At 72.5% G+C, this 17,982-nt stretch carries 13 protein-coding genes, 1 tRNA gene and 1 pseudogene; 13 read left to right on the plus strand and 2 right to left on the minus strand.

The window, feature by feature from the left end; all coding sequences use genetic code 11:
* Positions 1-66 precede the first annotated feature (66 nt).
* Together IF655_RS02745 and IF655_RS02750 are read right to left on the minus strand one after the other, a co-directional pair.
* Positions 67-1,545, minus strand: coding sequence for a metallophosphoesterase (locus IF655_RS02745; protein ID WP_199581814.1), 1,479 nt, complete (start codon positions 1,543-1,545; stop codon positions 67-69).
* A gap of 98 nt (positions 1,546-1,643) precedes the next feature.
* Positions 1,644-1,994 carry a metallopeptidase family protein gene (locus IF655_RS02750; RefSeq protein WP_199581816.1) on the minus strand — a complete coding sequence of 117 codons (351 nt, stop codon included), beginning with the start codon at positions 1,992-1,994 and terminating at the stop codon, positions 1,644-1,646.
* 131 nt (positions 1,995-2,125) lie between these two features.
* Between IF655_RS02750 and IF655_RS02755 the strand changes: the two genes are divergently transcribed.
* From IF655_RS02755 to IF655_RS02815, 13 genes and pseudogenes are all read left to right on the plus strand, one after another.
* Positions 2,126-2,635, plus strand: coding sequence for a hypothetical protein (locus tag IF655_RS02755; protein ID WP_199581818.1), 510 nt, complete (start codon positions 2,126-2,128; stop codon positions 2,633-2,635).
* A gap of 313 nt (positions 2,636-2,948) precedes the next feature.
* A complete protein-coding gene (locus IF655_RS02760; protein ID WP_199581819.1) occupies positions 2,949-5,096 on the plus strand; it encodes a DEAD/DEAH box helicase in 2,148 nt (715 codons plus the stop codon).
* Between the two features lie 315 nt (positions 5,097-5,411).
* Entirely contained in the window at positions 5,412-8,471 is a 3,060-nt protein-coding gene (locus IF655_RS02765) for a VCBS repeat-containing protein (protein WP_199581821.1), read from the plus strand.
* Positions 8,472-8,577: 106 nt separating this feature from the next.
* A complete protein-coding gene (locus IF655_RS02770) occupies positions 8,578-10,068 on the plus strand; it encodes an amino acid permease (protein WP_199581822.1) in 1,491 nt (496 codons plus the stop codon).
* 77 nt (positions 10,069-10,145) lie between these two features.
* Positions 10,146-10,218, plus strand: a tRNA-Lys gene (locus IF655_RS02775).
* 292 nt (positions 10,219-10,510) lie between these two features.
* Positions 10,511-11,641, plus strand: coding sequence for an AIR synthase-related protein (locus tag IF655_RS02780; protein WP_199581823.1), 1,131 nt, complete (start codon positions 10,511-10,513; stop codon positions 11,639-11,641).
* Positions 11,642-11,703: 62 nt separating this feature from the next.
* Positions 11,704-12,540: a MazG nucleotide pyrophosphohydrolase domain-containing protein gene (locus IF655_RS02785; RefSeq protein ID WP_199581824.1), complete on the plus strand. Its 837-nt coding sequence runs from the start codon at positions 11,704-11,706 to the stop codon at positions 12,538-12,540.
* The gene (hisG, locus tag IF655_RS02790; protein ID WP_199581825.1) at positions 12,534-13,259 is read left to right on the plus strand and encodes an ATP phosphoribosyltransferase; all 726 of its coding nucleotides are present in this window, start codon (positions 12,534-12,536) and stop codon (positions 13,257-13,259) included. Before IF655_RS02785 ends, hisG begins: the two co-directional genes overlap by 7 nt.
* A gap of 1 nt (position 13,260) precedes the next feature.
* Entirely contained in the window at positions 13,261-13,977 is a 717-nt protein-coding gene (locus IF655_RS02795; RefSeq protein WP_199581826.1) for a hypothetical protein, read from the plus strand.
* Positions 13,978-14,007: 30 nt separating this feature from the next.
* A complete protein-coding gene (locus tag IF655_RS02800) occupies positions 14,008-14,991 on the plus strand; it encodes an aldo/keto reductase (protein WP_199581827.1) in 984 nt (327 codons plus the stop codon).
* Positions 14,988-15,932: a phosphotransferase gene (locus IF655_RS02805; protein ID WP_199581828.1), complete on the plus strand. Its 945-nt coding sequence runs from the start codon at positions 14,988-14,990 to the stop codon at positions 15,930-15,932. The genes IF655_RS02800 and IF655_RS02805 overlap by 4 nt, the downstream gene beginning before the upstream one ends.
* A gap of 54 nt (positions 15,933-15,986) precedes the next feature.
* Positions 15,987-16,634, plus strand: a complete 648-nt coding sequence (locus IF655_RS02810; protein ID WP_199581829.1) for an HAD family phosphatase — start codon at positions 15,987-15,989, stop codon at positions 16,632-16,634.
* 413 nt (positions 16,635-17,047) lie between these two features.
* Positions 17,048-17,982 (plus strand): annotated as a pseudogene (locus IF655_RS02815) (hypothetical protein); the annotation flags it as partial.

A 17,982-nucleotide genomic window follows, 5' to 3' on the forward strand; every position in this document is an offset into this window, starting at 1 on the left:
AGCATAGGGGATGTCCAGTGGTATCGGCAAAACGCTTTACGGCGAGGAGCGAGGGCGACGGGCACCTCACTTCTTGGCCAGATGGCGGCTGACCTCGGCCGTCGTCCGTCCCAGACCGCCGAGTTCGATCTCGTCCCACGCCTGGAGCCTGCGGGTGTCGCGGTCCAGGTAGAGGATCGACGCCTCGACCGGCGCCGGGTACTGCCCCTCGACCGCGCGCAGCCCGCTGCCGCCGGTCGAGCCCTCGCGGCGCAGCCGGGTGCCCAGCGGCAGGATCTTCGATCCCTCGGTGTGCAGATGACCGCAGAGCACGAGCGGCACGGTGCCGTCCGTCTCCTGTGCCGCCACCGGCTCGTGCGCCACCGCGATGTCCACCGGCGTGCCCTTGGCCCGCTGGTCCCGCAGCGCCGAGGCGAGCCGCGCCCCCGCGAGACGCTCGGCCGCGTCGCCGCCGGTCGGCCGGGAGCGGTCGGGCGTGAACTGGGGGTCGCCCATGCCCGCGAACCGCACTCCGCCGGCCGTCGCGGCGCGGCCGTCGTCCAGGACGTGCACGTTCTTCATGTGCTCCAGATAGCGCTGGGTCGCTTGGGAGTCGTGGTTGCCCCTGACCCACACATAGGGCACGCCCAGATCCTCGATCGGGTCCAGGAAGCCGTTCTCCGCCGCCGTGCCGTGGTCCATGGTGTCGCCGGAATCCACGATGACGCTCACCTTGTACTGGGTCACCAGCGACTCGATGATCTTCCAGCTCGCCGGGTTGAGGTGGATGTCCGACACGTGCAGCACCCGGATCGTGGAGGGGTCGGGCTGGTAGGCGGGGAGCGTGGACGCGACGTCGTACAGCTTCGTCACGTTCGTCACCAGGCGGGCCAGCTCCTTCTGGTACACGTCGAACTCGCTGACGATGCTGCGCGCGTTGCCCACCACCGACGGCGCCGAGGAGAGCAGCCCGGAGAAGCGGGGCTCCAGTACCGAGCGCGGGTTCCAGGTGGCGTAGGCGGAGATGCCCGAGGCGGCGAGCAGGGCGAGGGCCAGTCCGCCGGCCGCGAGCGCGCGACGGGGCCTGCGGTAGACGGCGAGGCCGAGGACCGTGGCGCCGGTGACGACGGCGACCGTGGAGCGCAGCGCGAGGTCGAGCGTGCCGTGCTCGATGTCGTCGGTGACCTCCTGCTGGAGTCCCGAGAGCCGCTCCGGGTGGTCCACCAGCGCCTGGGCGCGCACCGGGTCCAGTTGGTCCACGTCGACGTCCAGGCGGAGCGGGGCGACATGGCTGTCGAGGGTGAGCGCGCCCAGCGGCGAGACGTTGATCTTCGTGCCGCCGCTGAGGGAGGGACGCAGCGCCATGGTGGTGTCCATCGGGCCGACCGGGGCGCGGACGTTGCCGACGACCAGGAGCCCCAGCCAGGCGCCGGTGAGCACGACCGTGACGAGCCCGAGCGCCCGCAGCCAGGGGCGGCGCCGGGCGGCGAGGGCGAGGAAGGGGAGGCGGCGGTCTTCTGTTGTCCGGTTCCGGCGGCGGAGCGGGGCGGCGGGGACGCGGGGCATTGGGGCCGTATGCCCAGCGGCGCCACGGGATATGCGGGACGCCGGGCGACGCCCCGGTCCGGCTCGGCGCCGACCGGGACCCCGGCTCACGCCCCGGTTCAGCCCCAGCCCAGCTCGTGCAGCCGGGCGTCCTCGATGCCGAAGTGGTGGGCGACCTCGTGCACGACCGTGACGGCCACCTCGTGCACCACGTCCTCCTGCGACGCGCAGTACCGCAGGGTCGGGCCCATGTAGATCGAGATGCGGTCGGGGAGGACCCCGGCGTACCACTCACCGCGCTCGGTGAGCGGGGTGCCCTCGTAGAGTCCGAGCAGTTCCGGGTCGTGGGCGGGCGGCTCGTCCTCCACGAAGACGGCCACGTTGTCCATGACCCGCGTCAGTTCCGGCGGGATCCGGTCCAGGGCCTCGCTCACCAGCTCTTCGAACCTGTCGCGTGTCATCTCCAGCACACCGCCATTGTCGGGGACGGACGGCCGGTTCGGCGGGTAAGGGTGAGCGGGCTCGAACAACGGGCGTGTCCTCTTGCGGGCGGCGGGAGTTGGAGAGGTCGACTCCTTCCCTTGTTCCGGAGGTGGCCGCCGTGCGCCCCAAGTACGTACCCGTCCGTCTGGTCGTCACGGTGCTGGCCGCCGCCGCTGCCACTGGCTGCGTGCGCGTGGGGGAGGACGCGGGACCGTCCCGGCCCGAGCACTCGGCGGGGCAACGCCACGGCGGTGTGCCGGGCGGCGCCCCGGTCGCGGGCGGCGGCGGGCAGGGGTACGAGGAGGCGGCGGGGGACGACAAGCACGGGCACGGCGGCAAGAAGAAGCCGGGCGAGTCGGCCTCGGCGTCCGCCAGCGCCTCCGGCAAGCACGACCGCTCGGCGGCGCCGTCGAAGCCGGGTCAGACCGTGCACCCGGGCGAGCCCGCCCCGACCAACGTGCCGCCGACCCCGCCCGCCAGCTCCGCCCCGCCGGAGCCGCCCGCCTCCAGCCCGCCCCCGCCGGAGTCGCCGACCCCGCCCGCCGAGCCGTCCTCCTCGGCGCACGAGGACCCGGGACCGCAGTTGGTCGAGCGGGTGCCGGTTCCGGCGGTCGCGGTGGCGGCGTAGAACGCGGTCGCGGGGGTGGGCGGGAGGCGGTCTCGGCGGGGGCGCGGAAGGCGGTCGCAGTGGGGGCGTGGAAGGCGCCCCGTGCGCGGCTTTTCGGGGTCGCGCAGGGCCCTCACGAGCGGGTTTGCCTTCGGGGGTGGGGGGTGCGTATGGTGGTAGATCGTTTGATCCCATTTGCCCGGCGCCATCGCAGAGCGCGCCGTGTGGCGCGTACTCTCCTTTGCCGTGACGGACCGCATTGAGGCGGTTGTGTTGTGCGAATCACGGAGTTGACGGGCGCGTGCCGAGAGACTCCGGAAGGTTTCGCATTCGCATGTCCGTTTCCAGTACTGACCAGTTCGTCGCGCCCGAGAGCCCCGAGAACGAGGCCGCTCTCGTCGACGAGACGAACGAGGTCACCGGTGTCGTCGAGATCGACGACACCACCGACACCCCCCAGATCACCTTCGCCGACCTCGGTCTGCCCGAGGGCATCGTGCGCAAGCTCGCGCAGAACGGCGTCACCACGCCGTTCCCGATCCAGGCAGCGACCATCCCGGACGCCCTGGCCGGCAAGGACATCCTCGGCCGTGGCCGCACCGGCTCCGGCAAGACCCTCTCCTTCGGTCTGCCCACCCTGGCCACGCTGGCCGGTGGCCGCACCGAGAAGAAGCGTCCGCGCGCCGTCATCATGACGCCGACCCGCGAGCTGGCGATGCAGGTCGCCGACGCCCTCCAGCCCTACGGCGACGTCCTCGGTCTGAAGATGAAGGTCGTCTGCGGCGGTACCTCGATGGGCAACCAGATCTACGCCCTGGAGCGCGGCGTCGACGTCCTCGTCGCCACCCCGGGCCGCCTGCGCGACATCATCAACCGCGGCGCCTGCTCGCTCGAGGACGTCCAGATCGCCGTCCTCGACGAGGCCGACCAGATGTCCGACCTGGGCTTCCTGCCCGAGGTCACCGAGCTGCTCGACCAGGTCCCGGCGGGCGGTCAGCGGATGCTGTTCTCCGCCACCATGGAGAACGAGATCTCCACGCTGGTCAAGCGCTACCTGAACAACCCGGTCACGCACGAGGTCGACAGCGCCCAGGGCAACGTCACGACCATGTCGCACCACATCCTCATCGTGAAGCCCAAGGACAAGGCGCCGGTCACCGCCGCGATCGCCTCCCGCAAGGGCCGTACGATCATCTTCGTGCGCACCCAGCTCGGTGCCGACCGCGTCGCCGAGCAGCTCCGCGAGTCCGGTGTGAAGGCCGACGCCCTGCACGGCGGCATGACCCAGGGCGCGCGCACCCGCACCCTGGCCGACTTCAAGGACGGTTACGTCAACGTCCTGGTCGCCACCGACGTCGCCGCGCGCGGTATCCACGTCGACGGCATCGACCTGGTCCTGAACGTCGACCCCGCGGGCGACCACAAGGACTACCTGCACCGTGCGGGGCGTACCGCCCGCGCGGGCCGCACCGGCACCGTCGTCTCCCTGTCGCTGCCGCACCAGCGCCGTCAGATCTTCCGTCTGATGGAGGACGCGGGCGTCGACGCCGGGCGTCACATCATCCAGGGCGGCGACGCCTTCGACCCGGAGGTCGCCGAGATCACCGGCGCCCGCTCCATGACCGAGGTCCAGGCCGAGTCGGCGGGCAACGCCGCGCAGCAGGCCGAGCGCGAGGTCGCCCAGCTCACCAAGGAGCTGGAGCGCGCCCAGCGCCGCGCCGCCGAGCTGCGCGACGAGGCCGACCGCCTCGTGGCCCGGGTCGCCCGCGACCGCGGCGAGGACCCGGAGGCCGCCGTCGCCGAGGCGCAGGCGTCCGCCGAGCAGGCCGTCGCCGAGGCGTCCGTCGAGGCCGAGCGTCCGGCTCCGCGCGAGACCGAGCGCCGTGACGACCGCGGTGGGCGTTCCTTCGACCGCGACCGCCGTGACGACCGCGGTGGCCGTGGGTTCGAGCGCCGTGACGACCGTGGCGGTCGTGGCGGTTTCGAGCGCCGCGACGACCGGGGTGGCCGTGGCTTCGAGCGCCGCGATGACCGCGGTGGCCGGGGTTTCGACCGTGACCGCAACGACCGTGGCGGTTTCGAGCGCCGCGACGACCGCGGTGGCCGTACCTTCGAGCGCCGTGACGACCGTCGTGACGACCGTGGCGGCCGTGGCGGTTTCGAGCGCCGTGACGACCGTGGTGGCCGTTCCTTCGACCGCGACCGTGGCAACGGCGGCGGCTCCTTCGAGCGCCGTGACGACCGCGGTGGCCGTGGCTTCGAGCGCCGTGACGACCGTGGCGGCTTCCGCCGCGACGAGCGCACCGGTCACCGGGGCAGCGACCGCCCGTTCAACCGCGAGCGCCGCGACGACCGTCCCGGCTTCCGCACCGGCGGCCACGACCGCCCGTACGGCCGCCGCGACGACCACCGGGGCAACACCGGCGGCTCCTCCTCCTTCGGCCGCCGCGACGACAAGCCCCGCTGGAAGCGCAACGGCTGACGGCACGTGAGCCGAGCCCAGCCAGGCTGGGCCGAGCTGCCGAAGGGCCCGTACGGATTCGTTCCGTACGGGCCCTTCGGCGTACCCCGGCGCGGTGTGGGCCGCCGTACCCCGCGCGGTGTTCCTCGCCCGGCAAAGCACTGGTCATGAATCTGTCAGGAACGCATGTACGATCAGGCGACTTCCGAGGGGCTGCGCCAGGCCGGGGGGCCGGGACCGTCATGAGCGGCACGCATGTCCTCTCGTCGATTCCGGGGAGGGCTCGCCTTGGTCCGTCATGCTTCCGTACACCGTTCCCGCGCCAGACGCGCGGCCGTGGTCTCGGCCGCCGCCGTCGCGCTCGCCGCGGGCCTGACTCCGCTGCTGCCGTCGGCCTCCGCGACCGGCGCGCCGACCGAGACGGTGGTACCGGCGACACTGCGCGGTACCTATCCGTCGACCGCGCTGCTGACGCCCTCGACGCGCCAGGGCCACGACGGCGTCGGCGCCCAGGGTGTCCTCCACCGCCTCGAAGGCGGCAGCGATCTGTGGTGGACGCCGTTCGACGGCGGCGAACCGGTCCGGGTGCCCGGGCGGCAGGGGCTGTTCGCCCAGGCGACCGGCACCGACGTCGTCTACTTCCACTCCGCGGACCGGACCGACTTCCGGGACCTGGCCACGGGTATTGAACGGTCCGTCCGGATGCCGGAAGGGCTTGGCTACCAGAGCGCCTACGACAACCTGCTGATCGCCTTCCGCCCGGCCACCGGCGCGGACGGCACCTCCACGCACGAGGTGCATCTGCTGACCCCCGGGGCCGACGACACGGCCCGGGACGTGACAGTGACCGGTGGCCCGGCGGCCCTCGACCTCGGCCCGACGGTGGGAGCGGACGCCCAGAGCGTCTTCTTCCGCGCGACCCTGGACGGCACCCTTCGCATCGCCGCCGTCGACCGCGAGACCGGCCGCGTGGAGAGCTGGACCCAGCCGCTCCCCACCGCCTACTCGGGTCTGGTGATCTCACCGGACCATGTCGCCGTGGTCGCTCCGGACAGGGCGAAGGTCCTGGTGCTGCCGCGCGGCGAGCTGTCCGCCACCCCGGCCGAGGTCACCGTGGCCGGTGCCGCCGACGGACCGAACGTGGCCCGCGACGTGGCGCTCGTCGGCGACTGGCTGGTGAGTGGGAGCACCCGCGTCCAGGCCCAGCCGCTCGCGGGCGGCGAGCCGGTCACGCTGATGGCGCAGTCGTCGTCCCAGGGCACCGGGGTCGGCCCCGGCGGCACGGCGGTCCGGGTGGGGCGTACCGGCGCCGATGACTGGGGCATCCAGCGCATCCGCGCCGGAGCCGACGGCAGGCCGGTCGTCACCATGGTCAAGCCGCTGCCGAAACCGCCGTACCCCGTCCAGGGTCTGTCGCTCGATCAGGGACGGCTCGCCGTCGCCGACTACGGCACCGTCTCCGGGGCGAACGGCGGCCGGATCGTCCGTGCGCGCACCGTCGCCGCCGCCGGTACCCCCGAGTTCGGGGAGGCATCGGTCCTGCTGGACTCCAGCGCCAACGTCCCCCATTGCGCGTCCCCCGATTGCGCCCCGCTCCACGGCACCCCCGACGGTCGCGTCGTCTGGCAGATCCCCGGCACCAACGGCAGCGCCGACCTCATCCGCGTCACCGGTGGGCAGGGGTCGGCCTTCTGGCAGCGCGGCGTGGAGAAGGGCGGCCGCGTCACCGACGTCTCCGGCCGCTACGTCCTCTACACGGGCCCCACCCACCAGGACGTCTACGAGATCGACAACGACGGCAAGCCCGCCGTCACCCGCACCCCCACCGCCGCTGCCCTCTCCGGCGATCTGCTGTGGACCCCGGGCTCGGCGCCGGGGTCCGTCACGGCGTACAGCCTGTCGGCGAAGAAGATCACCGAGACCGTCACCCTCGACTCCGGCTGCGTCCCCACCGAACTCCAGGCGCTGGGCCGCTGGCTGTACTGGGCGTGCGACGGCAGGGCCGGTGTGCACGACCGCACGACGGGCCGCTCCGTGCCCGTCCCCGCCGACGAGGCCGAGCTGGGCGACGGCTACGTCGTCACGCACGAGCGGAGCACCGGGAAGCTCACGCTCACCTCCTTCGCCGACGGCACGCCTGTCAGCCGGGTCATCGGCGAACTGCCGGACACCGGCGCCTCCCAGCGGGACGTGCGCTGGACGGTCGACGAGTCCGGCGCCGACGTCGCCTGGGTGGACGGCCAGGAGCGGGTGCACCTCGTCCCGTCCGGCGTGCCCCAGCAGCCGCTGCGGCTGCTCGCCCCGGCGGAGAGCCCGGCGTCGGTCCCGGCCACCGAACCCGACACGGTCCCGAGGACGCTGACCTCCCTGCTGCTGTCCAAGCCGGCCTCGGGATGGCGCCTCACCGTGCGCGCGAAGACGACGGGCAAGGTCGTGGACACGGCGAGCGGTGGTGCCGCCCGGGGTGTGTTGGACGTCGGCTGGCACGGCGTGCCCCGGGACGCACACGGTGGGGCGGCACGGCTGCCGGTCGGCTCGTACGACTGGACGGTGATCGTAGACCCGGCCGACGGGACCGGACAGCCGCTTCAGGTGAGCGGCACGGTCCGGCTGGCCGACGGCACCCCGGTGCGCCACGATCACGTGGGCCTCGACGGCGTGGGCGACCTGCTCACCCTCAACTCCTCAGGGAGCCTCACCTTCCAGAAGGGCACGGGCAAGGGCGCCTTCTCCGGGAAGGTGTCGGGCGGCGGCTGGTCCACCAAGGCAGCAGCGGTGCCGTTCGGCGATCTGAACGGCGACCACTGCAACGACGTGCTGGTGCGGATGGCGGACGGCTCGCTGCGCGGCTACAAGGTGCCGTGCGGCGACGCGCTCATTCCCTCGTGGTCGTACAAGAAGCTCGGCACCGGCTGGTCGGCGTACAACGCGCTGACCTCGCCCGGCGACCTCACCGGGGACGCGCGGGCCGATCTGCTCGGCCGCAAGGCGTCCACCGGCGATGTGTATCTCTTCGCCGCGAAGAGCGACGGGACGCTCGCGGCCGGCAAGAAGATCGGTTCGGCCTGGAAGGGCTACACGAAGGTCGTCGGCGCCGGAGACCTGAACGGCGACGGCATCGGCGACGTCCTGGCCCGCGACAAGGCGGGCACCCTGTGGCGCTACAACGGCACAGGCACCGGGAAGCTCAAGGCGCGAGCCAAGGTCTTCTCGAACTGGGGCGGTTCGTACAACGCGATCGTCGGCGTCGGCGACATCACCGGGGACGGCAGGAGCGACCTGGTGGTGCGGGACACCTCGGGCGTGCTCTACCGCAACAACGGTGACGGGAAGGGCGGGTTCGGCAGCCGCGTGAAGATCGGCAGCGGCTGGGGCGGCTACAAGGGTCTCTTCTAGTAGGAGTGGGTCCCGTGCGGGCCCTTCGCGTTACCCCGTGGTTTCCGATCGTTTCCGGCCATCGCGTGACGCATGTCACGTCGGCGGGCAGGGAATTGCTGGGGGCATGACAGACGATACGAAGACCGGGGGCGAGCCGGTTCTCTCCGACGAGGAGCGGCTCGCTCAGCTCGGTTATACGCAGGTGCTGGCGCGGCGGATGTCGGCGTTCTCGAACTACGCCGTGTCCTTCACGATCATCTCGGTGCTGTCCGGGTGTCTCACGCTGTACCTCTTCGGCATGGTGACGGGCGGACCGGCGGTGATCACTTGGGGGTGGGTGGCGGTCGGTCTGATGACGCTGTTCGTCGGGCTGTCGATGGCCGAGATCTGTTCCGCGTATCCCACCTCGGCGGGGCTGTACTTCTGGGCGCACCGGCTGGCGCCGGAGCGGTCGGCGGCGGCGTGGGCGTGGTTCACGGGCTGGTTCAACGTGCTGGGGCAGGTCGCGGTGACCGCCGGCATCGACTTCGGCGCGGCGTCCTTCCTCGGCGCCTGGCTGAACCTCCAGTTCGGCTTCGAGGTGACCCCCGGTCGCACGGTCCTCCTCTTCGCCGCGATCCTCCTGCTGCACGGCCTGCTGAACACCTTCGGCGTGCGCATCGTCGCGCTGCTCAACAGCGTCAGCGTGTGGTGGCACGTGGTGGGGGTGGCGGTCATCGTCGGCGCCCTCGCGATCCTGCCGGACCACCACCAGTCGGCGTCCTTCGTCTTCACGAAGTTCGTCAACGAGACCGGCTGGGGCAGCTCCTTCTACGTCGTCCTGCTCGGTCTGCTGATGGCGCAGTACACCTTCACCGGCTACGACGCCTCCGCCCACATGACCGAGGAGACCCACGACGCGGCGACGGCGGGACCGAAGGGCATCGTCCGCTCGATCTGGACCTCCTGGATCGCGGGCTTCGTCCTGCTCCTCGGCTTCACCTTCGCGATCCAGTCGTACGACAAGGCGCTTCAGTCCCCGACCGGCGCGCCCCCGGCGCAGATCCTCCTCGACGCCCTCGGCGCCACGACCGGCAAGCTCCTCCTCCTGGTCGTCATCGGCGCCCAGCTCTTCTGCGGGATGGCGTCCGTGACGGCCAACAGCCGCATGATCTACGCCTTCTCCCGCGACGGCGCGCTGCCCTTCTCCCGCGTCTGGCACACGGTCAGCCCCCGCACCCGTACCCCGGTCGCGGCGGTCTGGCTGGCGGCGCTCGGCGCCCTGGCGCTCGGTCTGCCGTACCTCATCAACTCCACGGCGTACGCCGCCGTGACGTCCATCGCGGTCATCGGTCTCTACATCGCCTACGTCATCCCGACGCTGCTGCGCGTCCGCAAGGGCGACGCCTTCTCCCGCGGTCCCTGGCACCTGGGCCGCTGGTCCCGCCCCATCGGCGTCGTCTCGGTCACCTGGGTCGTCCTGATCACGATCCTCTTCATGCTCCCCCAGGTCTCCCCCGTCACCTGGGAGACCTTCAACTACGCCCCGATCGCCGTCCTGGTGGTCCTCGGCTTCGCCGCCACCTGGTGGCTCGCCTCGGCCCGCCACTGGTTCCTGGCCCGGTCCAAGGAGTGACCGACGCGGCCGTGTCCCCGATACCCGATCGGAGACACGGCCACCTCCCGCTATGCTCGGACAGGCAACATCGCCCGGGGCCCTTAGCTCAATTGGCAGAGCAGTGGACTTTTAATCCATTGGTTGTGGGTTCGAGTCCCACAGGGCCTACGCGTACGCCCCCGGATCGGAGACAGACCGATCCGGGGGCGTTGTGTTTTCCGGGGGCGGGTGGGGCGCGTGGGGCGCCTCCGTGCGCGGTGCACCCTCGCCCCGTGCGGAATGCACGCTCCCGTACAAAACACCCCCGTATGCAGGGTTCACGTATACAACCCCGCTCTTTGCGGGCAAGAGCGCGCTTTCGGTCCGGGGTGCGGGGGATTCGGACGTTGTGGGGGTGCGGGGTGCCGTCGCGACGAGGGGCGCTTTACGCTTTGCGGTTGAATGGCTTCGTAAGGTGACGATGCGTGCTGTTCCAGCGGACGGGCGGGTTGCGTTCATGTCGGAGTACGGCAAGGCCGGGGTCGACTACTCGGTGCTCGACCGGGTCAAACGGGCGGCGGTGGAGCGGGCGGCTGCCACGAGCGGGCTGCTGGCGGCGGCCGGGGCACGGGAGTTGGCGGGATCGCGGGGCGCGACGGCGTACGTCGTCGAGGTGGGCGGGCTGACGCTCGCCGTGGTGACGGAGGGGCTCGGCACCAAGTCGATCATCGCGGAGGACTATCTCGCCGCGTCCGGGGAGAGCCGGTTCGCCGACGTCGCCGTGGACGCGGTCGCCGCCATCGTCAACGACGTGGTCTCCGTCGGCGCCAACCCGCTGGTGGTGACGGCGTACTTCGCGACCGGGGACGCCGCCTGGTACACCGACGAGCGCAAGTCGCTCGAACTGCTGGCCGGTTGGCAGAAGGCGTGCGAGCAGGCGGGCGCGACCTGGGGCGGCGGGGAGTCGCCCGCGCTGCCGGGGCTGCTCACCGGCGCCGGCATCGAACTGGGCGGCAGCGCCCTCGCGGTGGTGCCACCGGGCAGAGAACCGGTGTTCGGGGACGCCGTACGCCCCGGCGACCGCATCGTGGTCCTGTCCAGCTCGGGGCTGCACACCAACGGCGCCTCGCTCGCCCGGCACGTCGCGGCCGGACTCCCCGAGGGGCTGCTGACGCGGCTGCCCGGCGGCCGTACGCTCGGCGCCGCCCTGCTGGACCCCTCGGTGCTGTACCCGGCCTTCGTCCGCGCGCTCCTGGACTCTCCGGTCCGCCCGCACTTCCTGAACCCGATCACCGGCCACGGCCTGCTGAAGATGATGCGCCCGGCCGCCGAGGTGCGCTACGTCCTGGACGTGCTCCCCGAGGTGCCCGAGGTGCTGGCGTTCCTCGCGGAGCGCAGCGGCATGGACCCGGCGGAGGCGTACTCCACGCTCAACATGGGCTTCGGATACGTCGCCGTGGTGCCGGAGGACGACGCCGACCGCACCGTGGAGATCGCGCGCGCCGCCGGATACGAGGCGTTCGTCGGCGGCGAGGTCGTCGAGGGTCCGAAGTCCGTCTCCGTGCCCTCGCTCGGCATCGAGTACGGCGGCGACGAACTGCGCATCAGCTAGGCCGTGTCCGTCCGCGTCCGGACGGCACCGCACACCCGACAGGGATCCCAGGGGGGACGTACATGACGACCGGTAACGAGCCTTGCTTATCGGGGGAGCCGACCCGCTCCCTCTCGCCCTACGACACCGAGGCGCCCGGCCTCCTCCATCTCGCCCTGCTCGCCGCCGACCACGCCGACGTGTGCGTGGTGGGCCGGCTGACCGCCGCCCCGGACTCGGCCGCCTGCGTACTCGAAGTGGCCGCCGAAGGAGGGGGTTTCCCGCCCGGAGCGCGCCCCGTGGTGCTCCGCGGCACCATGGCGTACGGCGCCGACGCGCCGGGCGGGCGCACCGGCTGGCTGCCCCTGCGGGGGATCCGGGTCACCGGCGCGCCCGGCGGGTCGTACGACCTGTCCGCACTGGACGAGCCGCGGCGGATCGCGACGCTCGACGCGGCCGGGCTGGACGCGGTGGAGGCACTGGCCGGAGGAGATCCCCCGCTCGCCCCTCCGCAGCGCGAGCGGATACGCGCCGCGCAGACCGAGGCGCTCGTCCCCCTCGCGAAGGGCTGCGGCGACCTCGCGCGCACGCTCGTGACCGAACCGGTGGAGGACGTACCCGCGCTGCGGCGGCTCCAGGAGAACTGCCGCGACCTGTACGGACGGCTGGAGCCGGAACGGGCTCTCGCCTGGGCGCTGGAGGAACTGGGGGAGCTGGCCCAGGCGATGCGGCGGGGGGAGTCCACGGTGCGCCTGGAGGAGGAGCTGGGGCAGGTCCTCGCGTGGTCGCTGTGCCTGGCGAACATCACGCGCACGGACGCCGCGCACGCCTTCGCGAAGTCCTACTCCACCGAGCTGGAGCGCCAGATGCGCAAGCACGGCGCCGTCCGCCCCTACCGTCGGCAGGTGCTGCCGTGCTGAGCGTGGGTCTGCCCAAGGGGCGTCTGCTGCCGCGCTCGGAGGCCGCGGTGGCGGTCTTCCGGGAGGGCGCGGGATTCCATGACGGCACGAGCGGCGGCGGCAGCGCCGGGGAACCGCTTCTCGACGCCCGCTTCCTGCGGATGCCCGACCTCCCCGGACTCGTCGCCGAGGGGCTGCTCGACGCCGGGATCGCGGGCGAGGAGTGGCTGGTCGAGAGCGGCGCGGACGTGGTGCGGGTGGCGCCGCTGTGCTGGTACCACGTACGGATCTGCGCGCTCGGCCGCCCGGACCGCGCGCCGGACGCCGACGGTACGGAACCGGTGCGTGTCGTCTCCGAATACGCCCGCGTCGCACGGCACTTCGCCCGCGCCCGCTGGGGAGAGGGGCACACCCAGCGCACCGTACGGGGCTCGGTGGAGCACTACCTGCCCGACCTGGCCGACGTCGCCGTCGAGTGTGTCGAGACGGGCGAGAGCATGCGGCGCCGGGGGCTGGTGGTGCTGGAGACCCTGTTCGAGGCGGACGTGTGGCTGATCTGCTCCCGCGCCGCCGCCGACGAGGAGACCCTGACCCGGCTGAGGCGCTGGGCCGAGGTCATCGCCGCCCCGGCGCCGGACGACGGCCCGGCACACCGGCGCCCCGCCCTCTCCGCCCAAGTCCCTTCGGAACAGCCCCTGTCGGACCGGTTCGCCGCGCCCGCCCTCGACGGAAGGCGCTGACATGGCTCTCTCCACCACCGCCCTGCGCGACCTCCCGCCGCATCTGCGCCTGCTCGCCTGGCCCGCCCTCAACCGCCGCCCCGGGCTGCCGGGAGTGGCCGTCCGGGCACCGGCGGAACTCGCCGCCGCCGCGCCCTCGCTGACCTGCTACAGCGGCGAGGTCGGCATCACGCTGCCCGCCCACACGGTCCGCCCGGAGGCCCTGCTCACCGCGCCCCCGGCCACGACCGCCCTCGCCGAGCCCCTGCGCCTGGTGAGCACGCTCGCCCTGTGGGACGAGGTGGTCCGGGAGAGCGGGGTCTACCCCGGCAACATCTACCTCGCCTCCGAGCGGTCGGTGGCCCTGCTGCTGAGCACGGCCCACCCGGACGGCGGCGAGAGCCCGCGCCCCGTCCCGCTCCCCGAACTCCTGGAGCAACTGCACGCCCTCGAACTGCTCTACCGCTTCCCCGTCGCCTACAAGTTCCGCGGCGCCCACGGCCGCGAACGCCAGTGCCGGATCAACGGCTGGGGGCGCCTGCTGTTCCGGCTGCTCGCCGCCGCGCCCGGCGATCCGTACGGCATCGCCGCCGCCCGCGCCCGGCTGTCCGGGCACGTCGCGGCGTACCGGGACGCCTACCGGCGCGGGGTGGACGCCGCCCGCGCGGCCGAGGACGGCTCGGGCGAGCGGATCTGGGCCGGTATCCACGCCGAACAACCGATCCCCGTGCTCATCTGACCGGTGAGCCGCGAGAGTGAAGGAGACCGAGTGGCACACGGAACACGGAACCCCGCCGGGCTGTCCGCGATCGGCTTCGGCGCCTGGGAGGCGGGCGGCGGCGGCACCTGGGGCCCGAACGAGTCGACCGACCGGGTGGTGGCCGTCGTGCACGCGGCCTTCGACGCGGGCGTGAACTGGATCGACACCGCCGAGGTGTACGGCGGGGGCGGCGGCTCCGAGCGCGTGGTGGGGGAGGCGCTGGCCGGGCGGCCCGGGGTCAGGGTGTGCACCAAGGTGGCACCCGAGCAGGAGGACCACTACAGCGACAAGGGCATGCGGGGCGCCCTGGAGGCGTCCCTGACCCGGCTCGGCCGGGACCGCGCGGACGTGTACCTCCTGCACTGGCCGGCCGACTCGGTCCCGGTGCGTGGGCCGTGGGAGACCCTGGTCCGGCTCAGGGCCGAGGGGCTCGTCGGGGCGATCGGGCTGTCCAACTTCCCGCTCGCCGAGGTCGAGGAGTGCGCGGCCACCGGGGAGCTGGACTATCTCCAGATCCAGGCGTCCCTGCTGCACCGCGAGGAGCTGGCGGAGTTCGGCCCGCTGTGCGTGCGGCACGGCGTCGGCGTCATGACGTACGGCCCCCTGGCGTACGGCCTGCTCACCGACGGGCTCGACCCGGACGCGGAGTTCGACGACTGGCGGGGCGGTGTGGTCGGCGCCGACGATTTCTTCTGCGTCGAGAACCACGCCCGCTTCTTCGCGCCCCCCGCCCGCGCCCGGCACCGCCGCACCGTGAGCGCGCTGCGCCCCGTGGCGGAGCGGTACGCGGGCACCTCGCTGGCCCGTATGGCACTGACCTGGCTGCTGGCGCAGGAGGCGGTGACCTGCGCGGTGGTCGGCACCCGCAACCCGGCGCACGCCGTGGACAACGCCGCCGCCGCGCACGGGAGCCTCACCCCGGACACGCTCCGGCGGATCGAGGAGGCGCTCGCAACCCCGCGGGACACAGGCGCCCCGGCGGAACACCCGTGACGTCACCGCTCCCGGCCGCGACGGCCCTGCGCTCCACCTGGGCGGAACTGCCCCCGGCGGTGCGGCACGGGACCGAGCGGCGCCTCGGCACCACCGTGACCGGGGCGGTGAGCCAGAACGGCGGCTTCACCGACGGGGTCGCCGCCCGGCTCCGGCTGGCCGACGGCACGAGGGCCTTCGTCAAGGCGCTCCCGACCGGCCACGAACTCACCCCGGACTACCGGATGGAGGCGCGGATCGCGGGCGCGCTGCCCGGCGCGGTCCCCGCCTCCCGGCTCCGGTTCAGCCTGGAGGTCGAGGGCTGGATCGTCCTCGTCTACGACGACGTCGAGGGCCGCCATCCCGACCTCGGCAGCCCGGTTGACCTGGCGGCGGTCCTCGCCTGCGTGGAACGCATGACCGAGGTGCTCACACCCAACCCGCTGCCGTGGGCCGTGCCGATCACCACCCCGCTCGGCCCGCTGCTGCACGGCTGGCGCACCTTCCGGCGCGAGGGTCCGCCCGGCGACCTCGGGTCCTGGGCGCTGCGGCACCTGGACCGCCTCGCCGAGCTGGAGAGTCACTGGACGGACGCCACCTCGGGCGACACCCTGCTCCACGCCGACCTGCGCCACGACAACCTGCTGCTCACCCCGGACGGCACCGCCGTCGCCGTGGACTGGGCCTGGGCGTGCGTCGGGGCCGACTGGGTGGAGCTGGTCTACCTCCTCCCGGCGGTCGCGGCGGCGGGCGGCGACCCCGAGGAGATCGCGACCGGCCATCCGCTCACCCGCCGGGCCGACCCGGCGGCCGTCGACGCCTTCCTGTGCGCGCTCACCGGGTTCTACGTCCACAGCGGGCGGCAGCCGTCGCCGTACTGGTCCCCGCATCTGCGCGCGCACGAGGCGTACTACGGCAGACTGTGCGGCACCTGGCTGGCCCGGCGCCTCGGCTGGCCGTGACGGTCAACTCCCGGTTCCGGTAACCGACTTCGCGGCAGGAGTGGAGCAGCGGTCATGAGACACGGACACCCGGTGGTCGCCTTCGACCTCGACGGCACCCTGCTGCGCTCCACGACCGCCTCGCTGGTCCTGGCCGACGCCATGGGGCACCGTCCGGCCGTCGAGGAGCTGGAGCGTCTCTACGGCGCGTACGAGATCGACAACCACGAGTTCGCGACCCGTGAGGCGGTCCTCTTCACCGGGGCGACGCCCGCGCAGATCCGGGGGCATCTGCGGAGCGCCCCCTGGATCGGCGGCGTACGGGAGACCCTGACCGCCCTCGCCGACTCCGGTCGCACCTTGCTTCTGGCGACGCTGGCCTGGCGGTTCGCGGCCGAGGAGCTGGAGTACCGGCCGTTCTTCGCCGAGGTCTGCGGTGCGGGGATGGAGCTGACGGAGGGCGGGGTGCTCTCCGGGCGGGTCGCCCAGCACATCGACGAGGAGGGCAAGCTGGCCTTCGTCGCGCGCTGGTGCGAGGCGCACGGCGTGGGGCTCGACGAGATCGCCGTGGTGGGCGATTCGCGCTCCGACGTCCCCCTGTTCCGCGCGGCGGGCACGTCCATCGCGCTCAACGCCACCGCCGACGCCCGCGCGGTGGCGGACCACGCCCTCGACACGGAGGACCTGCGGGACATCCTGCCGCTGCTCGACGGGGCGGTGTGACGCACGGGCGGTGCGACGCCGCTCGGCGGGCCGCGAAAGCTCGAAATGCGAGGCATTTTGGTGTCGGCGGATTGTGGTAGCCGCGGGCGACCAAAATGCGGAATGGCAATGCGTGGGTACTGTCGGTATTTGTGACCACAGCGGGGTCGCTAGTTTATGCGCCAAGTGAAACGGTGGTCCTGGGGGCTTGCGGGGGACCTGTCGCTATTTCCGGTGACGGCGACGAGGGTAGATATTTCCTGGCCTGCGCCTTGAGTTGACGCGACCTACGGGTGGGACCAGCATGGGGAACTGAGCCGCTTGTCCGGCGTGCCTGAATCCGATGAGCGGCACCCATTTCCCTGGTTCGGGTCAACTCTCCGATGCATTCTGTGTGCGTATCGGACTCACCCCCGCAGGAGAAAGAGAAATCCATGAGAAAAGGAATTGTGGCAGCCGCGATAACCGCGACGCTGTCGGCAGGGGCGGCCGTTTTCGCCTTTCCCGCGAACCCCGCTGCCGCGGCCCCCTCGGCAACGTGCAGCCTGCAGAACGGGACGGTGCGGGGAAGCGGCTTCACCCCCGACCAGTCGTACAACGTCACGCGCGGTGGACAAACTATTTCTCGCGTCTCCGCGGGGTCGAACGGCGATGTCCAGGTAGGCGTCACCGGCGGTGGCCCCATCGCCGTGGGCGGCACGCAGTGCTCGTCCTCCGGGTCGGAAGCCGGCGGGAACGCCTCGCAGTCCGCCGCGGCGGCCGCGGCGACCGCGAAGGGTACGGCGGCGGCGCAGCAGGCGGTGCGCAACGGAGCCTCCCAGCAGCAGGCGGTCGCCATCGGACGGCAGACGGCCCAAGCGGAGGCGCAGCGGCTCGGGTTGCCGCCCACCGTGGTGAACCAGGTCACCAACAACACGACCAACATCGTCAACAACACGATCAACGGCGGCACCGGCAACACGATCGGTGGCACCCAGATCGGCGGCCAGGGCAACACCCAGGGCGGAACCCAGGGCGGCACCGGCAACACCCAGGGCGGGACGCAGGGCGGCACTGGTAACACTCAGGGCGGGACCCAGGGTGGCGAGACCGGAAATACCCAGGGCGGGACGCAGGGTGGCGGGACCGGCAACACGCAGGGTGGGACCCAGGGTGGCGGGACCGGAAATACCCAGGGCGGGACCCAGGGTGGCGGGACCGGAAATACCCAGGGTGGAACTCAGGGTGGCGGAACTGGCAACACTCAGGGTGGAACTCAGGGTGGCGGGACCGGGAACACTCAGGGTGGAACTCAGGGTGGCGGGACCGGAAATACCCAGGGTGGAACTCAGGGTGGCGGAACTGGCAACACTCAGGGTGGAACTCAGGG

Origin of the sequence: Streptomyces sp. DSM 110735 (assembly GCF_016482685.1) — a bacterium.
In the GTDB taxonomy this organism is placed as follows: domain Bacteria; phylum Actinomycetota; class Actinomycetes; order Streptomycetales; family Streptomycetaceae; genus Streptomyces.